This window comes from Halospeciosus flavus (assembly GCF_029814175.1).
Classification (GTDB): domain Archaea; phylum Halobacteriota; class Halobacteria; order Halobacteriales; family Halobacteriaceae; genus Halospeciosus; species Halospeciosus flavus.
In genome coordinates, this window is record NZ_CP122312.1 from 717,408 (window position 1) to 734,897 (window position 17,490).

A 17,490-nucleotide genomic window follows, 5' to 3' on the forward strand; every position below is an offset into this window, starting at 1 on the left:
CGAAACCGGTAAGAGTGGGGGGCCGCAAGGTGGTACTGTCGGTACAACCACGCCTTCTACGTGGGCGTGCAGGGATAGCCAAGTCAGGCCAAAGGCGCAGCGTTCAGGGCGCTGTCTCGTAGGAGTTCGCAGGTTCAAATCCTGCTCCCTGCACTCCACCGCTTTCAATTCCACTCAGGAGTCAGAACTATGAGCAAGACGAGTACACGGCTCACCAGCCTCGTCGCCGAGCTGAAGTCGGCCGCCCGTTCCGAAGGGGCGGGTGTTTGGCACGACGTCGCTGACCGGCTCGAGAAGCCGCGCAGCACGCACGCCGAGGTTAACCTGAGCCGCATCGAACGATACGCAAACGAAAACGAAACGGTCGTCGTCCCGGGGAAGGTCCTCGGCTCTGGCGCACTCGATAAATCGGTCACCATCGCGGCTGTCGACTTCTCCGGCAGCGCGAAGACCAAGATCGAGCACGCCGACGGCGAGGCCGTCGAACTTGAACAGGCAATCGAAAACAACCCCGAAGGGACGAACGTGCGGGTGATCCGATGAGTCTCGCTGAGTTCGACGCCGACGTCGTCGTCGACGCCCGCGACTGTATCCTCGGTCGCGTCGCGTCCCAGGTCGCACAGCGCGCACTCGACGGCGAGACGGTCGCCGTCGTCAACGCAGAACAGGCAGTCATCACGGGATCCGAGAAGGACGTCGTCGGGAAGTTCGAGAAGCGGACCGAGCTCGGCTCGGACCGCGGCCCGTACTACCCGAAGCGGCCGGACCGCATCTTCAAGCGCTCCATCCGCGGGATGCTTCCCTACAAGAAGGACCGCGGCCGCGAGGCGTTCGAGAACGTCCGCGTCTACCTCGGCAACCCGTACGAGGAGGACGGCGAGGTCCTCGAAGGGACTTCGCTCGACCGCCTCTCGAACATCAAGTTCGTCACGCTCGGAGAGATTTCCGAGAAACTGGGTGCTAACAAGACATGGTAACCAACACGAGCGGTAAGAAGAAGACTGCCGTCGCGCGGGCCACCGTCAGCGACGGCGAGGGTCGAGTCCGAATCAACTCGCAGCCGGTCGAGCTCGTCGAGCCCGAGATGTCGCGACTGAAGATGCTCGAACCGTTCCGCATCGCGGAGACCGATCTCCGTGAGGACATCGACATCGAGGTTAACGTCGAAGGCGGCGGCTTCGCCGGTCAGGCGGACGCCGTCCGCACCGCCATCGCGCGTGGACTCGTCGAGTTCACGGGCGACGCGGAACTCCGCGACGCGTTCATGGACTTCGACCGCTCCCTGCTGGTCAACGACGTCCGGCAGAAGGAATCGAAGAAGTGGGGCGGCCCCGGCGCTCGCGCCCGCTACCAGAAGTCCTACCGCTAAGAGGTATCCAACCATGATGGTACCCGTCCGGTGTTTCAGTTGCGGTACGGTCGTCGGCGAATACTGGGAAGAGTACAAGGCGCGTGCCGAGAGCCACGAGGGCGACGAGGACCCCGGTGAGGTCCTCGACGACCTCGGCGTCGACCGGTACTGCTGTCGCCGCATGCTCGTCTCCCACGAGGATCTCGTCGATACGGTCGCACCCTACCAATGAGCACCCAGAACTACAACCGGTACGAGAAGGCTCGTATCATCGGCGCCCGCTCGCTGCAGGTGTCCTACGGCGCACCCGTGCTCGTGGACACGAACCAGACCGAGCCAGTGTTGATCGCCGCCGAGGAGTACGACGAGGGTGTGCTCCCGTTCACGGTGCGGAGGGATTGACGTGACACGAATCGAGACCGTCCGGCTCCGACCCGTCCTCGACTCGCGTGGAAACGAGACCGTCGAGGCCGACGTGCTCACCGAGAGCGGTGGGTTCGGTCGCGCCGCTGCACCGTCGGGTGCCTCCACCGGGGAGTACGAAGCGATCGAACTGCCCGTCGACGAGGCCATCGCCGCGGCCCGCGAACACGCCGTTCCCCGACTGGAGGGGCGCACCTTCGCGGGCGACCAGCGCGAGGTCGACGCCGCACTCGAGGCGGCGGACGGGACCGACGACTTCTCCGAGATCGGCGCCAACGCCGCCGTGGCCATCAGCATGGCCGCCGCGAAGGCCGGTGCCGACGTCCTCGGAGCACCTCTCTACCAGCACCTCGGCGGTGCGTTCCGCGGTCGGAACTTCCCGATCCCGCTCGGGAACGTCATCGGTGGCGGTGAACACGCCCAGGACGCGACCTCCATCCAGGAGTTCCTCGCCGCACCCGTCGGCGCTCCCTCGGTCCGGGACGCCGTCTTCGCCAACGCAGCGGTCCACGAGCGCGTGGGCGAACTGCTCGAAGAGCGCGGCGAACCCGCCGCCAAGGGCGACGAGGGTGCCTGGGCGCCGTCCATCGACGACGCCGAGGCGTTCGAACTGATGGAAGAGGCCGTCGACGACGTCGCCGACGAGTTCGGCTTCGACATCAAGTTCGGCCTCGACATGGCCGCCGCCGAGCGCTTCGAAGACGGCGAGTACGTCTTCGGCGAGGACGTCCGCTCTACCGAGGAGCAGGTCGGCTACGTCGCCGACCTCGTCGACGAGTACGACCTCGCGTACGTCGAGGACCCGCTCGACGAGGACGCCTACGAGGCGTTCGCCGAACTCACCGCGCAGGTGGGTGAGCAGACGCTCGTCTGTGGCGACGACCTCTTCGTGACGAACGTCGACCGCCTGGAGGAGGGCATCGAGGTCGGTGCTGCCAACAGCATCCTGATCAAGCCGAACCAGATCGGCACCCTCTCCGACGCGTTTGACGCCATCGAACTCGCCGTCGAGTCGAGTTACACGCCGGTCATCTCCCACCGCAGCGGAGAGACCGAGGACACGACCATCGCACACCTCGCTGTCGCGACCGGTGCCCCGTTCATCAAGACGGGGACGGTCGGTGGCGAGCGAACTGCCAAGCTCAACGAGCTCATCCGCATCGCCGACGAGGCACGACTATGAGCGACGAAGAAACCGAAATCGAAGAACCCGAGACCGAGGCTGCCGCCCCGGCCGACGAGGAGGTCGAGGAGACCACCGAAAAGGCCGAGGCTGGTGCCCCTGCCGAACAGCCCGAAGACGTCATGAGCGACGAGGAGGCCGACCTCCTCATCCCGGTCGAGGACTACCTCTCCGCGGGTGTCCACATCGGGACCCAACAGAAGACCAAGGACATGGAGCGGTTCATCCACCGCGTCCGGACCGACGGTCTCTACGTGCTCGACGTCTCGAAGACAGACGACCGCATCCGCACGGCTGCGGACTTCCTCTCGAACTACGACCCGGAGCAGATCCTGGTCACCAGTTCGCGTCAGTACGGCCGCTTCCCGGCCGAGAAGTTCGCCGACGCCGTCGGCGCACGCGCCCGCACGGGTCGTTTCATCCCCGGGACGCTCACGAACCCGCAGTACGACGGCTACATCGAGCCGGACGTGCTCGTCGTGACCGACCCCATCGGTGACGCACAGGCCGTCAAGGAGGCCATCACCGTGGGGATTCCCGTCATCGCGATGTGTGACTCCAACAACTCCACGTCCAACGTGGACCTGGTCGTCCCGACCAACAACAAGGGTCGCCGCGCCCTCTCCGTCGTCTACTGGCTCCTCGCCAACGAGACGCTGGACCGCCGCGGTGCCGAGCCCACCTACTCGCTCGAAGACTTCGAGAGCGAGATCTAACGCCGGCTTTTCGCCCCGTCTGTTCCGTTTTCGACCCGACTCGACGCCGAGCGGTGGTGCCGTCCGGGAGATTATTTCGGCCAAAAGCTATTAAAGTATAAGTGGATCGAGAGACAATATTTGGACGGCCCCGGAACGCGACCGGGGATCCGGGGACGACAATGCACGCGCGAGACAGAGTCATCGAGGCACTGGTCGCCCTGCTCTCCGTGGCGGGGCTGTTCGTCGTCGTACAGATGGCGATCGTCTGATCGCCGGCGAACCACTCTCTTCCGGCAATGTGCACACGTCGTAGCTACTCCCGTCGTACAGAATTTTCAGAATTTCGACAATTATTAAGTGCGAAGCGACCGTACAGACGAATGCCTCCCGCGGACGGCGCGTCCGGGGTGGCAGCCAGCGAGGGATCACCATGTACGGGGAACTTCGTCACCTGACGGTCGAAGCGCTCGCATCGCTGTCCGTCGTGCTCGCCAGCGGTGTCGTGTTGAACATGCTGGGGATCCCCTAGAACCGTCCGCGAACCAGGTATCGTCCGCGAAATCGGGTCACGTCGGGGCCGATACTGCCACACTGGGGTCACCTTCTTCTGTCGTCTCGGCTCGGAGGCGAAAGACACTCTTAGGGACGCGGGTGTGTACACGTGTATGGCTACCGCAAGCGCCCCGGGGAAGGTGTACCTGTTCGGGGAGCACGCCGTCGTCTACGGGGAGCCCGCGGTCCCGTGTGCCATCGAACGACGCGCCCGGGCCGAGGTGACCGAGCGCGACGACGACCACGTCCGCATCGACACGGCGGACCTCGGGTTGGAAGGCTTCGTCGCCGAGTACGGACCCGAGAGCGCGCCCACCGTCGAGGCACCCGACTCCCTGCTGGAGGCCGGACTCGCCTACATCGACGCGGCCGTCCGGGAGGCCCGCGACGCCGCCGACGCGCCCGACGCCGGGTTGAACGTCTCGGTCGAGAGCGACATCCCGCTGGGGGCAGGACTCGGCTCCTCGGCGGCGGTCGTCGTCGCGACGGTCGCGGCCGCCGCCCACGAACTTGGACTCGACCTCGACTCCCGCGACGTCGCCGAACGGGCCTACCGTGCCGAACGCGACGTCCAGGAAGGAGAGGCGTCCCGCGCGGACACCTTCGCCTCGGCCACCGGCGGCGCGGTCCGCGTCGAGGGCGACGACTGTCGCTCGCTGGAGGCGCCAGAACTCCCGTTCGTCGTCGGCTACGACGGTGGCTCCGGGAACACCGGCGAACTCGTGGCGGGCGTCCGACGACTCCGCGAGGAGTACGGCTTCGCCGCGGACACCGTCTCGGCCATCGGCGACCTCGTCCGCGACGGCGAACACGCCCTCGCGGAGGGCGACGTCGAGGAACTGGGTCGGCTGATGGACTTCAACCACGGCCTGCTGGAGGCGCTCGGCGTCTCGGCGCGCTCGCTTGACGCGATGGTGTGGGCGGCCCGCCAGGCCGGTGCCCACGGCGCGAAACTCACGGGTGCGGGCGGTGGCGGCTGTATCGTCGCACTCGACCCCACGGAGCAGACGGAGACCGCCCTCGACCTCACCGCCGAGTGCGAACAGGTGTTCCGCGCCGAACTCGCGACCGACGGGGTGCGTCTGGAGTGAGTCGCGTCGTCCTCAAACTCGGGGGCAGTGTCGTCACCGAGAAGGACGAACCCGAGACCGTCGACACCGAGGCACTGGAGCGGGTCGCCACGGCCATCGGCGAGTGGTACACCGACGAACGCGCCGCCGGAACCGACCTGCTTGTCGTCCACGGTGGCGGGAGCTTCGGCCACCACCACGCCGCGGCCCACGGCGTCTCCCGCGAGACTGGGTCGACGGACACGCAGGCGGTCCGCGACATCCACGGTGCGATGCAGGACCTGAACGAGGCCGTCGTCGGTGCGCTCGCCGACGCCGACGTTCCCGCCGTCCCGGTCCACCCCTTCTCCGCGGGTTACCGGACGCCCGAGGGACTCCTGTTCTACCCGGCCGAACCGACCGCCAGCATGCTCTCCGAGGGGTTCGTCCCCGTGCTCCACGGCGACGTCGTCGCCCACGCCGGGGAGGGCGCAACCATCCTCTCCGGGGACGAACTCGTCGTCGAACTCGCGGAGGGACTCGGCGCCACGCGCGTCGGCCTCTGCTCGACGGTCCCGGGCGTCCTCGACGACGCCGACGAGGTGATCTCCGAGATCGTCGACTACGAGGACGTCGCCGACTACCTCGGGGAGAGCGAGTCGACGGACGTGACTGGCGGGATGGCCGCGAAGGTACGGGCGCTGTTGGGACTCCGTGCGGCCGCGTCGGTGTTCGGCCCCGACGACGTCGGTCCGTTCCTCCGCGGGGAGGAACCGGGGACCGTGATTCGCGGCGAGTGAGAGAACAAATATCTTTCTCTCGCGGCACACAAACCTGCTCTTTTTAATAGCGCGGACCGTACCCTCACCAAGGGAAGTCCCGTCGGCCCCGACGCGTCGTCGGCCGACGGCTGTAAGACGCCGCGGTTCGACGCCGCTAGCCGACGGGAGTTTCGAATACTGAGAGAGCCCTCCTGGGGCTTTCAGTGAGACAACAATGGAAATCGAAATCGCAACCATCGGCGGTTACGAGGAAGTCGGTCGTAACTGCACGGCAGTCCGTGCAGGCGACGACATCGTCATCTTCGACATGGGCCTGAACCTGTCGAAGGTCCTCCTCCACGACAACGTCGAGACGGAGCAGATGCACAGCCTCGACCTGATCGACATGGGCGCCATCCCGGACGACCGGGTCATGTCCGAACTCGAAGGTGACGTGCAGGCCATCGTGCCCACGCACGGTCACCTCGACCACATCGGCGCCATCGCGAAACTCGCCCACCGCTACGACGCACCCATCGTCGCGTCGCCGTTCACCCTCGAACTGGTCAAGGGTCAACTCGAAGGCGAGCAGAAGTTCGGCGTCGACAACGAACTCGTCGAGATGGAAGCCGGCGAGTCGATGCTCATCGGCGAAGAGTGCGAACTGGAGTTCGTCCACGTCACTCACTCCATCATCGACGCCGTCAACCCGGTCCTCCACACGCCCGAGGGCGCCATCGTCTACGGCCTCGACAAGCGTATCGACCACAGCCCGGTCCTCGAGGAGCCCTTCGACATGGAGCGCTTCCGCGAGATCGGCCGCGAGGGCGAGGGCGTCCTCGCCTACATCGAGGACTGTACCAACGCGGGCCGCAAGGGCCGCACGCCCTCCGAGAGCGTGGCGCGTCGCCACCTCAAGGACGCGATGCAGTCCATGGAGGACTACTCCGGCGGCATCGTCGCCACCACGTTCTCCAGTCACGTCTCCCGCGTGAAGAGCCTCGTCGAGTTCGCCCGCGAGATCGGCCGTCAGCCGGTCCTCCTCGGGCGCTCGATGGAGCGCTACTCCGGCGCCGCAGAGCGCCTCGGGAAGGTCGACTTCCCCGGTGACCTCGGCATGTTCGGCCACCGCAAGTCCGTCGACCGCTCCTTCAAGCGCATCATGAACGAGGGGAAGGGTAACTTCCTGCCCATCGTCACGGGCCACCAGGGCGAACCCCGCGCGATGCTCACCCGCATGGGCCGCGGCGAGACCCCCTACGAAATCGAGGAGGGCGACAAGGTCATCTTCTCGGCACGGGTCATCCCCGAGCCGACCAACGAGGGCCAGCGCTACCAGTCCGAACAGCTCCTCCGGATGCAGGGCGCCCGCATCTACGACGACATCCACGTCTCCGGCCACCTCCGCGAGGAAGGCCACTACAAGATGATCGAGACGCTCCAGCCCCAGAACATCATCCCGGCTCACCAGAACATGAAGGGCTTCTCGCCCTACGTCGACCTCGCGAAGAGCCAGGGGTACAAGCTTGGGCGTGACCTCCACGTGACGAGCAACGGCAACCGCATCCAGCTGGTCGAGTAGATGACCGACGCCGAGTCCACCGAGGCCGCGGTGCTCGACGCCATCGAGGCGCGCCGCGAACGGGTCAACGACGCCATTGACGAGGACCTCCCGCTCGCGGAGCCCGAGCGCCTCTACGAGGCCTCGCGCTACCTGCTGGAAGCGGGCGGGAAGCGTCTCCGCCCGACGGTGACGCTGCTCGCCGCCGAGGCGCTGGCGGACGTCGACCCGCTCTCGGCGGACTACCGTGAGTTCCCCGCCCTCGACGGCACCACGGTCGACGTGATGGCCGCCGCCGTCTCCATCGAGGTCATCCAGTCGTTCACCCTCATCCACGACGACATCATGGACGAGGACGACCTCCGACGGGGTGTCCCCGCGGTCCACCGCGAGTACGACACGGAGACCGCCATCCTCGCCGGCGACACGCTCTACTCGAAGGCGTTCGAGATCATGCTCCGCACGGAGGCCGAACCCACCCGGAGTCTCGACGCCATGCGGACGCTCGCCGAGACCTGCACCAAGATCTGCGAGGGGCAGGCCTACGACGTCGCCTTCGAAGACAGCGACGACGTCGCCGTCGAAGAATACCTGCAGATGGTCCGTCTCAAGACCGCGGTGCTGTACGGCGCCGCCGCGTCCGTCCCGGCGCTCGTCGTCGGTGCGGACCAGAACGTCGTCGACGCCCTCTACGAGTACGGCATCTCGGTGGGGCAGGCGTTCCAGATCCAAGACGACGTCCTCGACCTCACGGTGCCCTCCGAGCAACTCGGCAAGCAGCGTGGGTCCGACCTCGTCGAGGGGAAACAGACGATCATCACCCTCCACGCCCGCGCACAGGGCGTCGACGTCGACGACCTCGTCACGGCCGACTCTCCCGAGGCGGTCACCGAAGAAGACATCGACGAGGCGGTCGCCGTCCTCGAAGAGGCCGGGAGCATCGACTACGCTCGCGACCTCGCCGAGGACCTCGTCGAGGAGGGCAAAGACCACCTCCAGGTCCTGCCCGAGAACGAGGCCCGCGAGACCCTCGAACACATCGCGGACTACCTCATCGAGCGCGGGTACTGAGCCCGCACCGTTTCGCTTCGCTCCTTCACTCTCGTTCTTTCACGCCGCGTCGCTACTCACTCAGTCGCTTCACTTCCTCGTCGGTGAGGTCGAGTTGCGAGGCGGCGACGTTCTCTTCGAGGTGGTCGAGGTCGGACGTGCCCGGGATGGGGAGGGTGACGTCCGAGTGGTGGAGCAGCCACGCGAGCGCGACCTGGTACTTCGTAGCGTCGTGGTTCGCGGCGACGGTCTCGACGGCATCGGCCTTCTCCTCGAAGCCGCCGGCGCCGACGGGGAAGTACGGGATGAAGCCGATGTCGTAGTCCTCGCAGGCTTCGAGGACGTCCTCGTGTTCTCGGTTCTCGACGTTGTACTCGTTTTGCACTGTCGCGACGTCGATGTGGTCGCGGGCCGTCTCCAGTTGCTCGACGGAGACGTTCGAGACGCCGACGTGCTCGACGAACCCTTCGTCTTTGAGTTCGCCGAAGGTCGTGATGGCCTCCTCAAAGTCCGTGTCCGGGTCCGGGCGGTGGTACTGGTAGAGGTCGATGGTGTCGGTGCGGAGGCGGTCGAGACTCGCGAGCACCTGGTTGCGGATGTAGTCCGGGTCGCCGTGAGGGATCCAGTCGCCGTCGGCGTTCCGGAGGAGGCCGGCCTTCGTCGCGACGACGAGGTCCTCGCTCCCGGTGGGGAGCGTCTCGCCGATGAGACGTTCGCTCACACCCGGCCCGTAGGAGTCTGCGGTGTCGATGAAGTCGACGCCGAGTTCGTCCGCGTGGCGGAGCACCTCGCGGGCGTTCTCCTCGTCCTCGGGCGGGCCGACGATGTCCGGACCGCAGATGCGCATCGCCCCGTAACCGAGACGGTGGACGGTGAGTTCGCCGCCGATGTCGAAGGTGTCGGACTCGTTTGTCACCATACGTGGGACGTCGGGCGCGTCGCTAAAAGAGGTGGGGCAACCGGCGAGTGGGGCGGCAAGTGGGCCGACGAGCGGGACTCGAACCGGACGAGTTTTCCCCGACCCACCAGAAGTCTGGGTAAGAATGGACGAGGAACTCCGAGAGCGCGTGCGAGAGCAGGCGGAGGTCTACGCCCTCTACAACGCGCTCAAACACGACTCGGACGCACAGGTCGGCGCCATCATGGGACCGATGATGGGCGAGAACCCCGAGTTCCGCGAGCACGGCGACAAGATCGCGGGTATCGCGGCGCCGGCCATCGAGGAGGTCAACGACCTCGACCAGGCCGAGAAGCGCGCCCGCCTCGAAGAACTCGCACCCGAGAAACTCGCCGAACTGGAGGAAGAACTCGCCGCCGAGGAGGAAGAAGAGGTCCTCCCCGACCTCCCGAACGCCGACGAGTACGACGAGATCCGGATGCGGTGTGCGCCGAACCCCAACGGCCCGTGGCACCTCGGCCACGCCCGGATGCCCTCCGTCATCGGCACGTACAAAGAACTGTACGACGGGTCGTTCGTCGTCCGCTTCGACGACACCGACCCCGAGACGAAGCGCCCGGACCTCGACGCCTACGACCAGATCCTCGACGACATCGAGTACCTCGGCTTCGAACCGGACGACGTCATCAAGGCCTCCGACCGAGTGGAGACCTACTACGAGTACGCCCGCGAACTCGTCGCCGAGGGCGGGGCGTACACCTGTTCCTGTCCGGCCGAGGAGTTCTCCGAACTGAAGAACTCGGGTGAACCGTGCCCCCACCGCGACAAGCAACTGGAGACCGTCGAAGAGGAGTTCGAGGCGATGGTCGACGGCGAGTACGGTGAGGGCGAGATGGTCCTCCGCGTGAAAACCGACATCGAACACAAGAATCCCGCTCTCAGAGATTGGGTCGCCTTCCGCATCATCGAGACGCCCCACCCACGAGAGGAGGCCGAGGAGTATCGCTGCTGGCCGATGCTCGACTTCCAGTCCGGTATCGACGACCACCTCACGGGTGTCACCCACATCATCCGCGGCATCGACCTCCAGGACTCCGCGAAGCGCCAGGCGTTCGTCTACGACTACTTCGACTGGGAGTACCCCGAGGTCATCCACTGGGGGCACGTCCAGATCGACGCCTACGACGTGAAGATGTCCACCTCGACCATCAAGGAGAAGATCGAGGCCGGCGACCTCGACGGCTGGGACGACCCGCGCGCGCCGACTATCCAGTCGGTCCGCCGACGCGGCATCCGCGGCGAGGCCATCGTCGACGCGATGACCGACCTCGGCGTCTCCACGTCGAACGTCGACCTCGCGATGTCCTCCATCTACGCGAACAACCGCGAACTCGTCGATCCCGAGGCTCCCCGGCAGTTCTTCGTCCGCGACGACTTCGAGGCCCGAAGTCCCGACGTCGAGGAGTCCTACGACGCCGTCGTCGTCCCGCTCTCGGGCGGTCCCGACGAGGCGAACCCGCCCGTCCACCCCGAACACGAGGAGCGTGGCGAGCGCGAGATTCCGGTCGGTGACCGCGTCTTCGTCGAGGAGTCCGACCTCCCCGAGGACGGCGAGAAGGTGTGGCTGAAGGGCTACGGGCCGGTCCGCTACGAGGACGGCGCCTTCACCTACACCGACGACACCATCGACGTCGTCCGCGAGGAGGGCGTCGACGTGATCCACTGGGTCGACGCCGACGAGAACGTCCGCGTGCGGATGCGGACGATGGACGGCGACGTCACCGGCTACGCCGAACCCGGCTTCGCCGAGCAACCGGTCGACGAGATCGTCCAGTTCGTCCGCGTCGGCTTCGCTCGCGTGGACGCACACACGGACGGTGGAGCGGACGATCCCGAGTCCGTCGCGTACTACGCCCACCCGTAGAACGGAACCCGCCTTCCCGACCCTCTTCTCTCCTACCCGAGTTTCGTCGTCACGACGAACGCGGCCGAGAACAGCGACGTGACGACGAGTTGCAGGCCGGAGGCGACGAGTACGCGGGCGGTGTCTTCGAGCGCACCCTCGACGCCCGAACTCACGGCGCCGCCGACGTCGGTGTCGGCGACGTCGCCTACGGCACCGTCGACCGCCGGTTCCGTCCCCACACCGGCGACGTAGCTCTCGGTCCCCGCCCGGACGTTCGACTCGTACTTCTCGCAGGCGACGGCGACGACGACGCCGGCGACGAGTCCCGGCACGCCGAGGAGGACGTAGAGGACGAGTCCGACCGCCGCGCCGAGGGCGACCGTCCGCGAGGCGACGTCCGACTTCGCGGGGACGTGGCGGGCGGCGTACTGCTCGGTCTTCACGAGGACGGCGCCGAGCACCGCGAGCAGGAGTAACGAACCGGGTTCGGGCATCATGAAGTCGTGTGTCCACCAGTAGACGAAGAGTCCGCCGAGTGCGAACGGACTCGACGGAACCGTCGGGTGGACGCTGACGACGACCGCCGTGAGGACCAACAGGAGTGCGACGGCGCTCGCCGGGTCGAGCATCTCCATGTCTCTCGTCGCTACGACACGTCGACCCTTAGTAGCCCGCGCTCACCCCACTCACTCCACTCCCGCTCAGAGGAAGACGACGAGGAGCATCGCGACCAGCACGCTCCCGAGGAGGAGTATCTGGACGACGGCGGAGGCGAGGACGGCGACCGTCGCGTACCCGGCGGCGCGCGCACTCTTCCCGGCGTCCTCGTGGCGGTAGTACTCCAGACCGAACACGGTCCCGGCGAGGCCGAGGACCAGCCCCACGGGACCGGCGACGAACAGCAAGAGCATGCCGACGAGCGCGGCGATGGCGACCGTCCGTCGACTCGCGCCGCCGGCGCCCGCGCCGATGGCACCGCCGAAGAAGTCGACCAGCAGGGTTCCCAGGCAGACGGCGACGAGCGTCGCGAGGAGGAGTAGTCCGGGCGCGGTGTAGCCGGTCGACCACCAGTAGAGGACGACGCCCGCGAGCGAGAGGAGCGCACCGGGGACGAGCGGAGTCACCGTCCCGACGACGCCGGCGACGAGGAGCACGACGACCGCGACGAGGAGGACGTCGACCATCTACGACTCCCCCTCCGCGTCCCCGGACGCGAACCGTGCGCGCTCTTCGCGGGCCGTCTCGTCGCCGAAGGCGTCGACCAGGGGTGCGAGCGCGTCGCCGAGGTCACGCATCGCCCGACCCGTCGAGTGGTAGTCGAGTTTGTCGGCGACGTCGTCCCACGAGCGGTGCTGGAGGAGCGACAGGACGAACAGGCGTTCGCGGCGGGCCGAGAGGTCGGGGGCGTCGTCTCGGACGAGCGCGGCGACGGCGAGGCGACGGAACGGTTCGGGGTCGACGCTGTAGAGACCCGGGCCGTACGCGGCGTCCGCGACGACCCGCCACTGCCACGGGGAGAGGTCGGGGTCCGGTTCGGCGTCACAGGCGGCGAGGGCGGCACGGGCCACATCGGGGTCGAGGTCGTCGAGTGCGTCGGCGAGGACGCCGCCCACGCGGTCGGCGAACCACCCGGCGTGGTGGCCGTGGAGACGCCGCCCCTCGCTCGTGAGCGGATCGAGCATCACGGCCGAGTACTCGCCGCTCGTGTCGTTGCGGGTCGTCGAGAGGTGGACGGTCGAGAAACCGTTTCGAGACCAGAAGTCGAGGAGGTCGGGCGTCGCGCCGTAGCCGACGCCGAACCAGTCCGCGCCACGTTCACCGACGGTCTCGCGGCAGTCGGCGAGGAGTCGGGAGCCGAGTCCGCGCGAGCGGGCGGCGTGGTGGGTGGCGATGCGGACGACGCGGAAGCCCACGGGGTCGGCCGCGGACTCGTCGCGGAGTTGGCTCGTGAGCACGTCCGGAATCATGTTCCCCTTCACGCGTTCGCCCTCGTACATCCCGGCCCGGGTCTCGGCGTCGAGACCGCCCTCGCGGGCGAGCATCGCGACGGAGACGACGTGGCCCTCGTGGCGGAGCGCGGAGAGCGAGAGGTTCGGCGCGTCGAGGACGCGTGCGAGGTCGTTCGGTTCGGTCCGGTAGTGGGCGTAGACGAGCAGGCCGAACGTCTCGCGGAGGAGGTGTTCGTCCGCGCGGAGGGCGTCGGGCGTGAGTCGTGTGAACGTGACCGAGTCGGGGTCGGCCGCGTCGACGAGCGGGTCGACCGGCGGGCGGGCGTCGAGCAGGAGCGCGCGGAACGCCCAGACTTCGACTGGGTCGCCCGCCGCGTAGCGGATCGGGTCGTCGAGGGTGACGTCACGCACTTCGAAGTCACTCTCGGCGAGGTGGTCACGGAAACGGACGTCGAACCCCCTCCCGGCCCCCTCGTAGCCGTGGACCGTCGTGGTGAAGGCGGCCCGCGGTGCGTCGAGGAACGCGTCGAGCAGGCGGACCGGGAGGGCGGCGGCCTCGTCGACGAGGACGGTGTCGGGGTCGTCCGGCAGGTCGGCTGCCTCGGGCGGGTCGGCGAAGCGGAGGCGACCACCGGCGTCGGCGCGGAGTTCGCGCGGGTTCTCGCCCGGCGATCCGACGAGCGCGTCGAGTGCGTCGAGCACCTCGCGGGCACGGGCGAACACCTCGGCGGCACTGCGGTACTGCGGGGCGGTTACGAGGACGTCCTGGCCCTCGGCGGCGAGGCAGGCGGCGGCGATGCCCGCCGCGCTCGACTTCCCCCGTCCGCGGTCCGCCTCGACGACGAGCGCGTGGCCCTGGTCGCGGAGCGCCTCGAAGGCCCGGACGGCGTCCACCTGGTCTGGCGTCCGGCAGGCGTCGTAGGCCGCGTCCGGGAAGGCGTGTTCGTCGGGCGACTCGGGTTCGGGGCGGGCGAAGCGGGGCGCGGGGTCGGTCAGGCCGTCGTCGACGACCGCGTACTCGCCGTCTCCACTCGCGTCGCGGTCGACGATCGCGACGCCGCGATGGACGTGGAGCGTCTCGACGAGGCGGTCGCGAAAGCGCCCGGTCACGTCGTCGACGTCGAACGGCGGGACCGCCATCCCCTCGTCGAAGCGGTCGCGGCGGTCGGGCCACTCGTCGAGTGGCGGAGTGAGGAGGACGAGGAGGCCGCCGCCGTCGACGGCACCGGCGACCCGGCCGAGGGCGTTCGGACGGCACTCCTCGCGGGCGTCGTAGACGACGGCGTCGCGGGTCCGACCGAGGAGGGCGCCCGCACCGCGCGGGGTAACTCGCTCGACGGTGAGCGGGGCGGCGTCGGTGTCCTCGTGTGCGACGAGCGTCGTCTCCGCGGGGTCGAGGTCGGTCGCGTCCAGGACGGTCGCGACGTCGTCGTAGGCGTCGGAGCGGTCGCCGGCGAGGACGAGCAGGCGGCGCTCGTTCACTGACTGGGCCTCCTCGCGGAGCGCGGACGCGACGTCGCGGAGCATACGTGAGAAATCGGTCGGCCGGGAGAAGGGCGTTTTCGTTCGCTACTCGCGAGCGACGACCGGGGTCGGCCCGGCGTCGGTCGACCCGTCTTCGGCTTGGAGTTGGAGGTAGGCGGAGGCGAGCACCGCGTTCCCGAGGATGGCCACGAAGGACGTCCCGACGGCCGTGACGAGGAAGCCGACCGGACCGAGCAGGACGGCGGGGAGCCCGAAGACGACGCTGACGACGAAGGCGACGACGAAGAAGACGACACCCAGGAGGAAGACGCGGAGGCGACTCCCCTTCGTCAACTCCCAACTGGACTGGAGGGCCTCGGCGAAGTTCTCGTCCTCGACGGCGACGAACACCGGCCAGTAGAAGAGCGTCGTCAGGAGGAAGATACCCGGGACGACGAGCAGGAGGAAGCCGACGAAGACGACGATGCCGAAGACGATCGTCCCGGCGACGAAGTTGAGGAGCGCCCAGACGCCGTTCCTGGTGAACAGGTCGACCGACAGCGATTCGGTCTCCTCACCGACGAAGAGTCGGAGCGCGGCGATGGTGACGACCATGCCGACGACGCCGACGAGGAGCGAGAGGACGGCGTCGACGGCAAGCGGGACGGGGACGAGTGGCTGTGCGGCCCCGGCGGGGAACGGCGCCTGGTCGGGGAACGCGGCGGTCCGGGGACCAGTCGCCGCGTTGACGACGTTCAGGACGTAGGAGATGGCGACGAGGAGGAGCCCGTTTGCGGGCGACTGTCCGGCTGAAGCCACGGGAGAGTGCGTCTTCGATGGAGAGCGTCACGGCCACGATTTCTCCGGGTCGCCACGTATAGCTTTGGTCCCGTTCGAACTCCGTGTTCGGGGTCCCTGCGCGTCACTCGCACGGGAGATGGGTTTGAAAGCTCTTTTAACCGAGGGGTGCCCACACTAGTAGTACAGCCTGCGGGGGTCATGATGCTCCTAGCCACAAAGGAATCCGAATGGCGGGGGAGCGCAAGCCCGACTGCAGGATATAGGTGAACAACAATGCCAGTATACGTAGACTACGACGTCCCAGCAGACCTGCAGGAGCGAACCCTCGAAGCCCTCGAGGTCGCTCGTGACACCGGAACAGTCAAGAAAGGAACCAACGAGACGACCAAAGCCGTCGAGCGTGGCAACGCTTCGCTCGTCGTCGTCGCCGAGGACGTCTCCCCCGAAGAGATCGTGATGCACCTGCCCGAGATCGCGGACGAGAAGGGCATTCCCTACATCTTCGTCGAGACGCAGGACGAAGTCGGTAACGCCGCCGGCCTCGAGGTCGGCAGCGCCGCCGCGGCCATCGTCGACGCCGGCGATGCCGAGGGCGAGGTCGAGGACATCGCGACGAAGTTCGAGGACCTCCAGTAACCACCCATGAGTGCAGAGGAATCCGAAGAGAGCTCCACGTCCGCCGAGGTTATCGAGGTCGTCGGAAAGACCGGGATGCACGGCGAGGCGATGCAGGTGAAGTGCCGCATTCAAGAGGGCTCGAACCAGGGCCGCATCATCACGCGGAACGTCCTCGGGCCGGTGCGCGTCGGTGACGTGCTCCAGCTCCGCGAGACGGCCCGCGAAGCCGACTCCATCGGAGGCCAGTAACAATGCCACAGACTCGCGAATGCGACTACTGCGGCGACGACATCGAGCCCGGTACGGGCACGATGTTCGTCTACAACGACGGCAGCACCGTCCACTTCTGCTCGTCGAAGTGTGAGAAGAACGCCGACCTCGGCCGCGAGCCACGCGACCTCGAGTGGACCGAGGAAGGCCAGGCCGAAGGCGGCGAGGGCGAATAGATGAGCGACGCCGAGCGCACCTTCGTCATGGTCAAGCCCGACGGCGTCCAGCGCGGTCTCATCGGCGACATCGTCGGCCGCCTGGAGGACAAGGGCCTGAAGATGGTCGGTGCGAAGTTCATGCAGATCGACGAGGACCTCGCGCACGAGCACTACGGCGAGCACGAGGACAAGCCCTTCTTCGAGGGTCTCGTCGAGTTCATCACCTCCGGACCCGTCTTCGCGATGGTCTGGGAAGGTGACGACGTCACGCGACAGGTCCGTCAGATGATGGGCGCGACCGACGCGCAGGAGGCCGCCCCCGGCACCATCCGCGGTGACTACGGGAACGACCTCGGTCACAACATCATCCACGGCTCGGATCACGAGGACCCCGGCGCCAACGAGCGCGAGATCGCGCTCTTCTTCGACGAGGACGAACTCGTCGACTGGGAGAAAGACCTCTCCCAGTGGGTCTACGAGTAGCGCTTCTCTCTCTTTCGCGTTTTTCACTCGCCGCGTAGCGGCCGCTTCGGCCACGTCACGACGGCGCCCAACCCGACTCGACGACGACGCCAGCGAGGACGAACAACGTCGTCGTGAACACGCCGAAGAAGCCGTAGATACCGGCTCGCGAGCGCGAACGGACGACGACGGTGAGTGTCAGCGCGTTCACAGCCACCACGAAGAGTGTCGCGGCGGCGACTGCGTCCGGGATCGCGACTCCGGCGGGTACGAGCATATATTTTCCAAGTACTCCTACTGGGAAAAATATACGCCACGACGATGGAGTGTCGAGAC

At 67.3% G+C, this 17,490-nt stretch carries 22 protein-coding genes and 1 tRNA gene; 17 read left to right on the forward strand and 6 right to left on the reverse strand.

Going from position 1 to position 17,490, the window contains the following annotated elements:
• The first annotated feature begins 68 nt into the window (after positions 1–68).
• The 12 genes from P0Y33_RS03560 (at position 69) to idsA3 (ending at position 8,649) form a co-directional block, all read left to right on the forward strand.
• A tRNA-Leu gene (locus P0Y33_RS03560) sits at positions 69–153 on the forward strand.
• A 36-nt stretch (positions 154–189) separates the two neighbouring features.
• Complete coding sequence (locus tag P0Y33_RS03565; protein WP_279529185.1) at positions 190–543, forward strand: 50S ribosomal protein L18e; 354 nt, start codon at positions 190–192, stop codon at positions 541–543.
• On the forward strand, positions 540–977 hold the full coding sequence (locus P0Y33_RS03570) for a 50S ribosomal protein L13 (protein WP_279529186.1): 438 nt from the start codon (positions 540–542) through the stop codon (positions 975–977). The genes P0Y33_RS03565 and P0Y33_RS03570 overlap by 4 nt, the downstream gene beginning before the upstream one ends.
• Positions 971–1,369, forward strand: a complete 399-nt coding sequence (locus P0Y33_RS03575; RefSeq protein ID WP_279529187.1) for a 30S ribosomal protein S9 — start codon at positions 971–973, stop codon at positions 1,367–1,369. Before P0Y33_RS03570 ends, P0Y33_RS03575 begins: the two co-directional genes overlap by 7 nt.
• A gap of 13 nt (positions 1,370–1,382) precedes the next feature.
• Positions 1,383–1,583 carry a DNA-directed RNA polymerase subunit N gene (locus P0Y33_RS03580; protein ID WP_279529188.1) on the forward strand — a complete coding sequence of 67 codons (201 nt, stop codon included), beginning with the start codon at positions 1,383–1,385 and terminating at the stop codon, positions 1,581–1,583.
• The gene (locus P0Y33_RS03585; protein ID WP_279529189.1) at positions 1,580–1,753 is read left to right on the forward strand and encodes a DNA-directed RNA polymerase subunit K; all 174 of its coding nucleotides are present in this window, start codon (positions 1,580–1,582) and stop codon (positions 1,751–1,753) included. Before P0Y33_RS03580 ends, P0Y33_RS03585 begins: the two co-directional genes overlap by 4 nt.
• Before the next feature lies 1 nt (position 1,754).
• Entirely contained in the window at positions 1,755–2,957 is a 1,203-nt protein-coding gene (gene eno / locus P0Y33_RS03590; RefSeq protein ID WP_279529190.1) for a phosphopyruvate hydratase, read from the forward strand.
• Positions 2,954–3,673 carry a 30S ribosomal protein S2 gene (gene rpsB / locus P0Y33_RS03595; RefSeq protein WP_279529191.1) on the forward strand — a complete coding sequence of 240 codons (720 nt, stop codon included), beginning with the start codon at positions 2,954–2,956 and terminating at the stop codon, positions 3,671–3,673. The genes eno and rpsB overlap by 4 nt, the downstream gene beginning before the upstream one ends.
• 647 nt (positions 3,674–4,320) lie before the next feature.
• Positions 4,321–5,298, forward strand: a complete 978-nt coding sequence (mvk, locus tag P0Y33_RS03600; protein WP_279529192.1) for a mevalonate kinase — start codon at positions 4,321–4,323, stop codon at positions 5,296–5,298.
• A complete protein-coding gene (locus P0Y33_RS03605) occupies positions 5,295–6,056 on the forward strand; it encodes an isopentenyl phosphate kinase (RefSeq protein ID WP_279529193.1) in 762 nt (253 codons plus the stop codon). Before mvk ends, P0Y33_RS03605 begins: the two co-directional genes overlap by 4 nt.
• Positions 6,057–6,252: 196 nt before the next feature.
• Entirely contained in the window at positions 6,253–7,599 is a 1,347-nt protein-coding gene (locus P0Y33_RS03610; protein ID WP_279529194.1) for a ribonuclease J, read from the forward strand.
• Positions 7,600–8,649, forward strand: coding sequence for a geranylfarnesyl diphosphate synthase (idsA3, locus tag P0Y33_RS03615; RefSeq protein ID WP_279529195.1), 1,050 nt, complete (start codon positions 7,600–7,602; stop codon positions 8,647–8,649).
• 52 nt (positions 8,650–8,701) lie between these two features.
• Here idsA3 and P0Y33_RS03620 read toward each other — a convergent pair whose 3' ends face one another.
• The gene (locus P0Y33_RS03620; protein ID WP_279529196.1) at positions 8,702–9,547 is read right to left on the reverse strand and encodes an aldo/keto reductase; all 846 of its coding nucleotides are present in this window, start codon (positions 9,545–9,547) and stop codon (positions 8,702–8,704) included.
• 124 nt (positions 9,548–9,671) lie between these two features.
• Here P0Y33_RS03620 and P0Y33_RS03625 point away from each other — a divergent pair, with 124 nt between their 5' ends.
• Entirely contained in the window at positions 9,672–11,450 is a 1,779-nt protein-coding gene (locus P0Y33_RS03625) for a glutamate--tRNA ligase (RefSeq protein WP_279529197.1), read from the forward strand.
• 32 nt (positions 11,451–11,482) lie between these two features.
• Here the strand turns inward: P0Y33_RS03625 and P0Y33_RS03630 are convergent, their stop codons facing one another.
• From P0Y33_RS03630 to P0Y33_RS03645, 4 genes are all read right to left on the reverse strand, one after another.
• On the reverse strand, positions 11,483–12,067 hold the full coding sequence (locus P0Y33_RS03630) for a DUF456 family protein (RefSeq protein ID WP_279529198.1): 585 nt from the start codon (positions 12,065–12,067) through the stop codon (positions 11,483–11,485).
• Between the two features lie 66 nt (positions 12,068–12,133).
• Positions 12,134–12,616, reverse strand: coding sequence for a DUF456 domain-containing protein (locus P0Y33_RS03635; protein ID WP_279529199.1), 483 nt, complete (start codon positions 12,614–12,616; stop codon positions 12,134–12,136).
• A complete protein-coding gene (gene tmcA, locus P0Y33_RS03640) occupies positions 12,617–14,908 on the reverse strand; it encodes a tRNA(Met) cytidine acetyltransferase TmcA (protein WP_279529200.1) in 2,292 nt (763 codons plus the stop codon). It lies immediately after the preceding gene.
• Positions 14,909–14,950: 42 nt separating this feature from the next.
• A complete protein-coding gene (locus P0Y33_RS03645) occupies positions 14,951–15,664 on the reverse strand; it encodes a hypothetical protein (RefSeq protein ID WP_279529201.1) in 714 nt (237 codons plus the stop codon).
• Between the two features lie 255 nt (positions 15,665–15,919).
• On the opposite strand from P0Y33_RS03645, the gene rpl7ae reads away from it, so the two are divergent.
• Genes rpl7ae through ndk form a run of 4 tightly spaced genes read left to right on the forward strand, consistent with a single transcriptional unit; the run spans position 15,920 to position 17,175 of the window.
• On the forward strand, positions 15,920–16,282 hold the full coding sequence (gene rpl7ae, locus P0Y33_RS03650) for a 50S ribosomal protein L7Ae (protein WP_279529202.1): 363 nt from the start codon (positions 15,920–15,922) through the stop codon (positions 16,280–16,282).
• A 6-nt stretch (positions 16,283–16,288) separates the two neighbouring features.
• Positions 16,289–16,513, forward strand: coding sequence for a 30S ribosomal protein S28e (locus tag P0Y33_RS03655; RefSeq protein ID WP_279529203.1), 225 nt, complete (start codon positions 16,289–16,291; stop codon positions 16,511–16,513).
• Positions 16,514–16,515: 2 nt separating this feature from the next.
• The gene (locus P0Y33_RS03660; RefSeq protein ID WP_279529204.1) at positions 16,516–16,710 is read left to right on the forward strand and encodes a 50S ribosomal protein L24e; all 195 of its coding nucleotides are present in this window, start codon (positions 16,516–16,518) and stop codon (positions 16,708–16,710) included.
• Positions 16,711–17,175, forward strand: a complete 465-nt coding sequence (ndk, locus tag P0Y33_RS03665; RefSeq protein ID WP_279529205.1) for a nucleoside-diphosphate kinase — start codon at positions 16,711–16,713, stop codon at positions 17,173–17,175. It abuts the gene before it with no gap.
• 55 nt (positions 17,176–17,230) lie between these two features.
• On the opposite strand, the gene P0Y33_RS03670 is transcribed toward ndk, so the two are convergent.
• On the reverse strand, positions 17,231–17,431 hold the full coding sequence (locus P0Y33_RS03670) for a hypothetical protein (RefSeq protein ID WP_279529206.1): 201 nt from the start codon (positions 17,429–17,431) through the stop codon (positions 17,231–17,233).
• Between the last annotated feature and the right edge of the window lie 59 nt (positions 17,432–17,490).

What these genes read in the sequence shown, in the direction of transcription:
- mvk (WP_279529192.1), top strand. Translation starts at nt 4,321, where the DNA reads ATGGCTACCGCAAGCGCCCCGGGGAAGGTGTACCTGTTCGGGGAGCAC.
- P0Y33_RS03570 (WP_279529186.1), top strand. Translation starts at nt 540, where the DNA reads ATGAGTCTCGCTGAGTTCGACGCCGACGTCGTCGTCGACGCCCGCGAC.
- rpsB (WP_279529191.1), top strand. Translation starts at nt 2,954, where the DNA reads ATGAGCGACGAAGAAACCGAAATCGAAGAACCCGAGACCGAGGCTGCC.
- P0Y33_RS03655 (WP_279529203.1), top strand. Translation starts at nt 16,289, where the DNA reads ATGAGTGCAGAGGAATCCGAAGAGAGCTCCACGTCCGCCGAGGTTATC.
- P0Y33_RS03630 (WP_279529198.1), bottom strand. Translation starts at nt 12,067, where the DNA reads ATGGAGATGCTCGACCCGGCGAGCGCCGTCGCACTCCTGTTGGTCCTC.
- P0Y33_RS03565 (WP_279529185.1), top strand. Translation starts at nt 190, where the DNA reads ATGAGCAAGACGAGTACACGGCTCACCAGCCTCGTCGCCGAGCTGAAG.
- P0Y33_RS03610 (WP_279529194.1), top strand. Translation starts at nt 6,253, where the DNA reads ATGGAAATCGAAATCGCAACCATCGGCGGTTACGAGGAAGTCGGTCGT.
- tmcA (WP_279529200.1), bottom strand. Translation starts at nt 14,908, where the DNA reads ATGCTCCGCGACGTCGCGTCCGCGCTCCGCGAGGAGGCCCAGTCAGTG.
- P0Y33_RS03660 (WP_279529204.1), top strand. Translation starts at nt 16,516, where the DNA reads ATGCCACAGACTCGCGAATGCGACTACTGCGGCGACGACATCGAGCCC.
- P0Y33_RS03580 (WP_279529188.1), top strand. Translation starts at nt 1,383, where the DNA reads ATGATGGTACCCGTCCGGTGTTTCAGTTGCGGTACGGTCGTCGGCGAA.
- P0Y33_RS03620 (WP_279529196.1), bottom strand. Translation starts at nt 9,547, where the DNA reads ATGGTGACAAACGAGTCCGACACCTTCGACATCGGCGGCGAACTCACC.
- P0Y33_RS03625 (WP_279529197.1), top strand. Translation starts at nt 9,672, where the DNA reads ATGGACGAGGAACTCCGAGAGCGCGTGCGAGAGCAGGCGGAGGTCTAC.
- P0Y33_RS03575 (WP_279529187.1), top strand. Translation starts at nt 971, where the DNA reads ATGGTAACCAACACGAGCGGTAAGAAGAAGACTGCCGTCGCGCGGGCC.
- P0Y33_RS03585 (WP_279529189.1), top strand. Translation starts at nt 1,580, where the DNA reads ATGAGCACCCAGAACTACAACCGGTACGAGAAGGCTCGTATCATCGGC.
- idsA3 (WP_279529195.1), top strand. Translation starts at nt 7,600, where the DNA reads ATGACCGACGCCGAGTCCACCGAGGCCGCGGTGCTCGACGCCATCGAG.
- P0Y33_RS03670 (WP_279529206.1), bottom strand. Translation starts at nt 17,431, where the DNA reads ATGCTCGTACCCGCCGGAGTCGCGATCCCGGACGCAGTCGCCGCCGCG.
- rpl7ae (WP_279529202.1), top strand. Translation starts at nt 15,920, where the DNA reads ATGCCAGTATACGTAGACTACGACGTCCCAGCAGACCTGCAGGAGCGA.
- ndk (WP_279529205.1), top strand. Translation starts at nt 16,711, where the DNA reads ATGAGCGACGCCGAGCGCACCTTCGTCATGGTCAAGCCCGACGGCGTC.
- P0Y33_RS03635 (WP_279529199.1), bottom strand. Translation starts at nt 12,616, where the DNA reads ATGGTCGACGTCCTCCTCGTCGCGGTCGTCGTGCTCCTCGTCGCCGGC.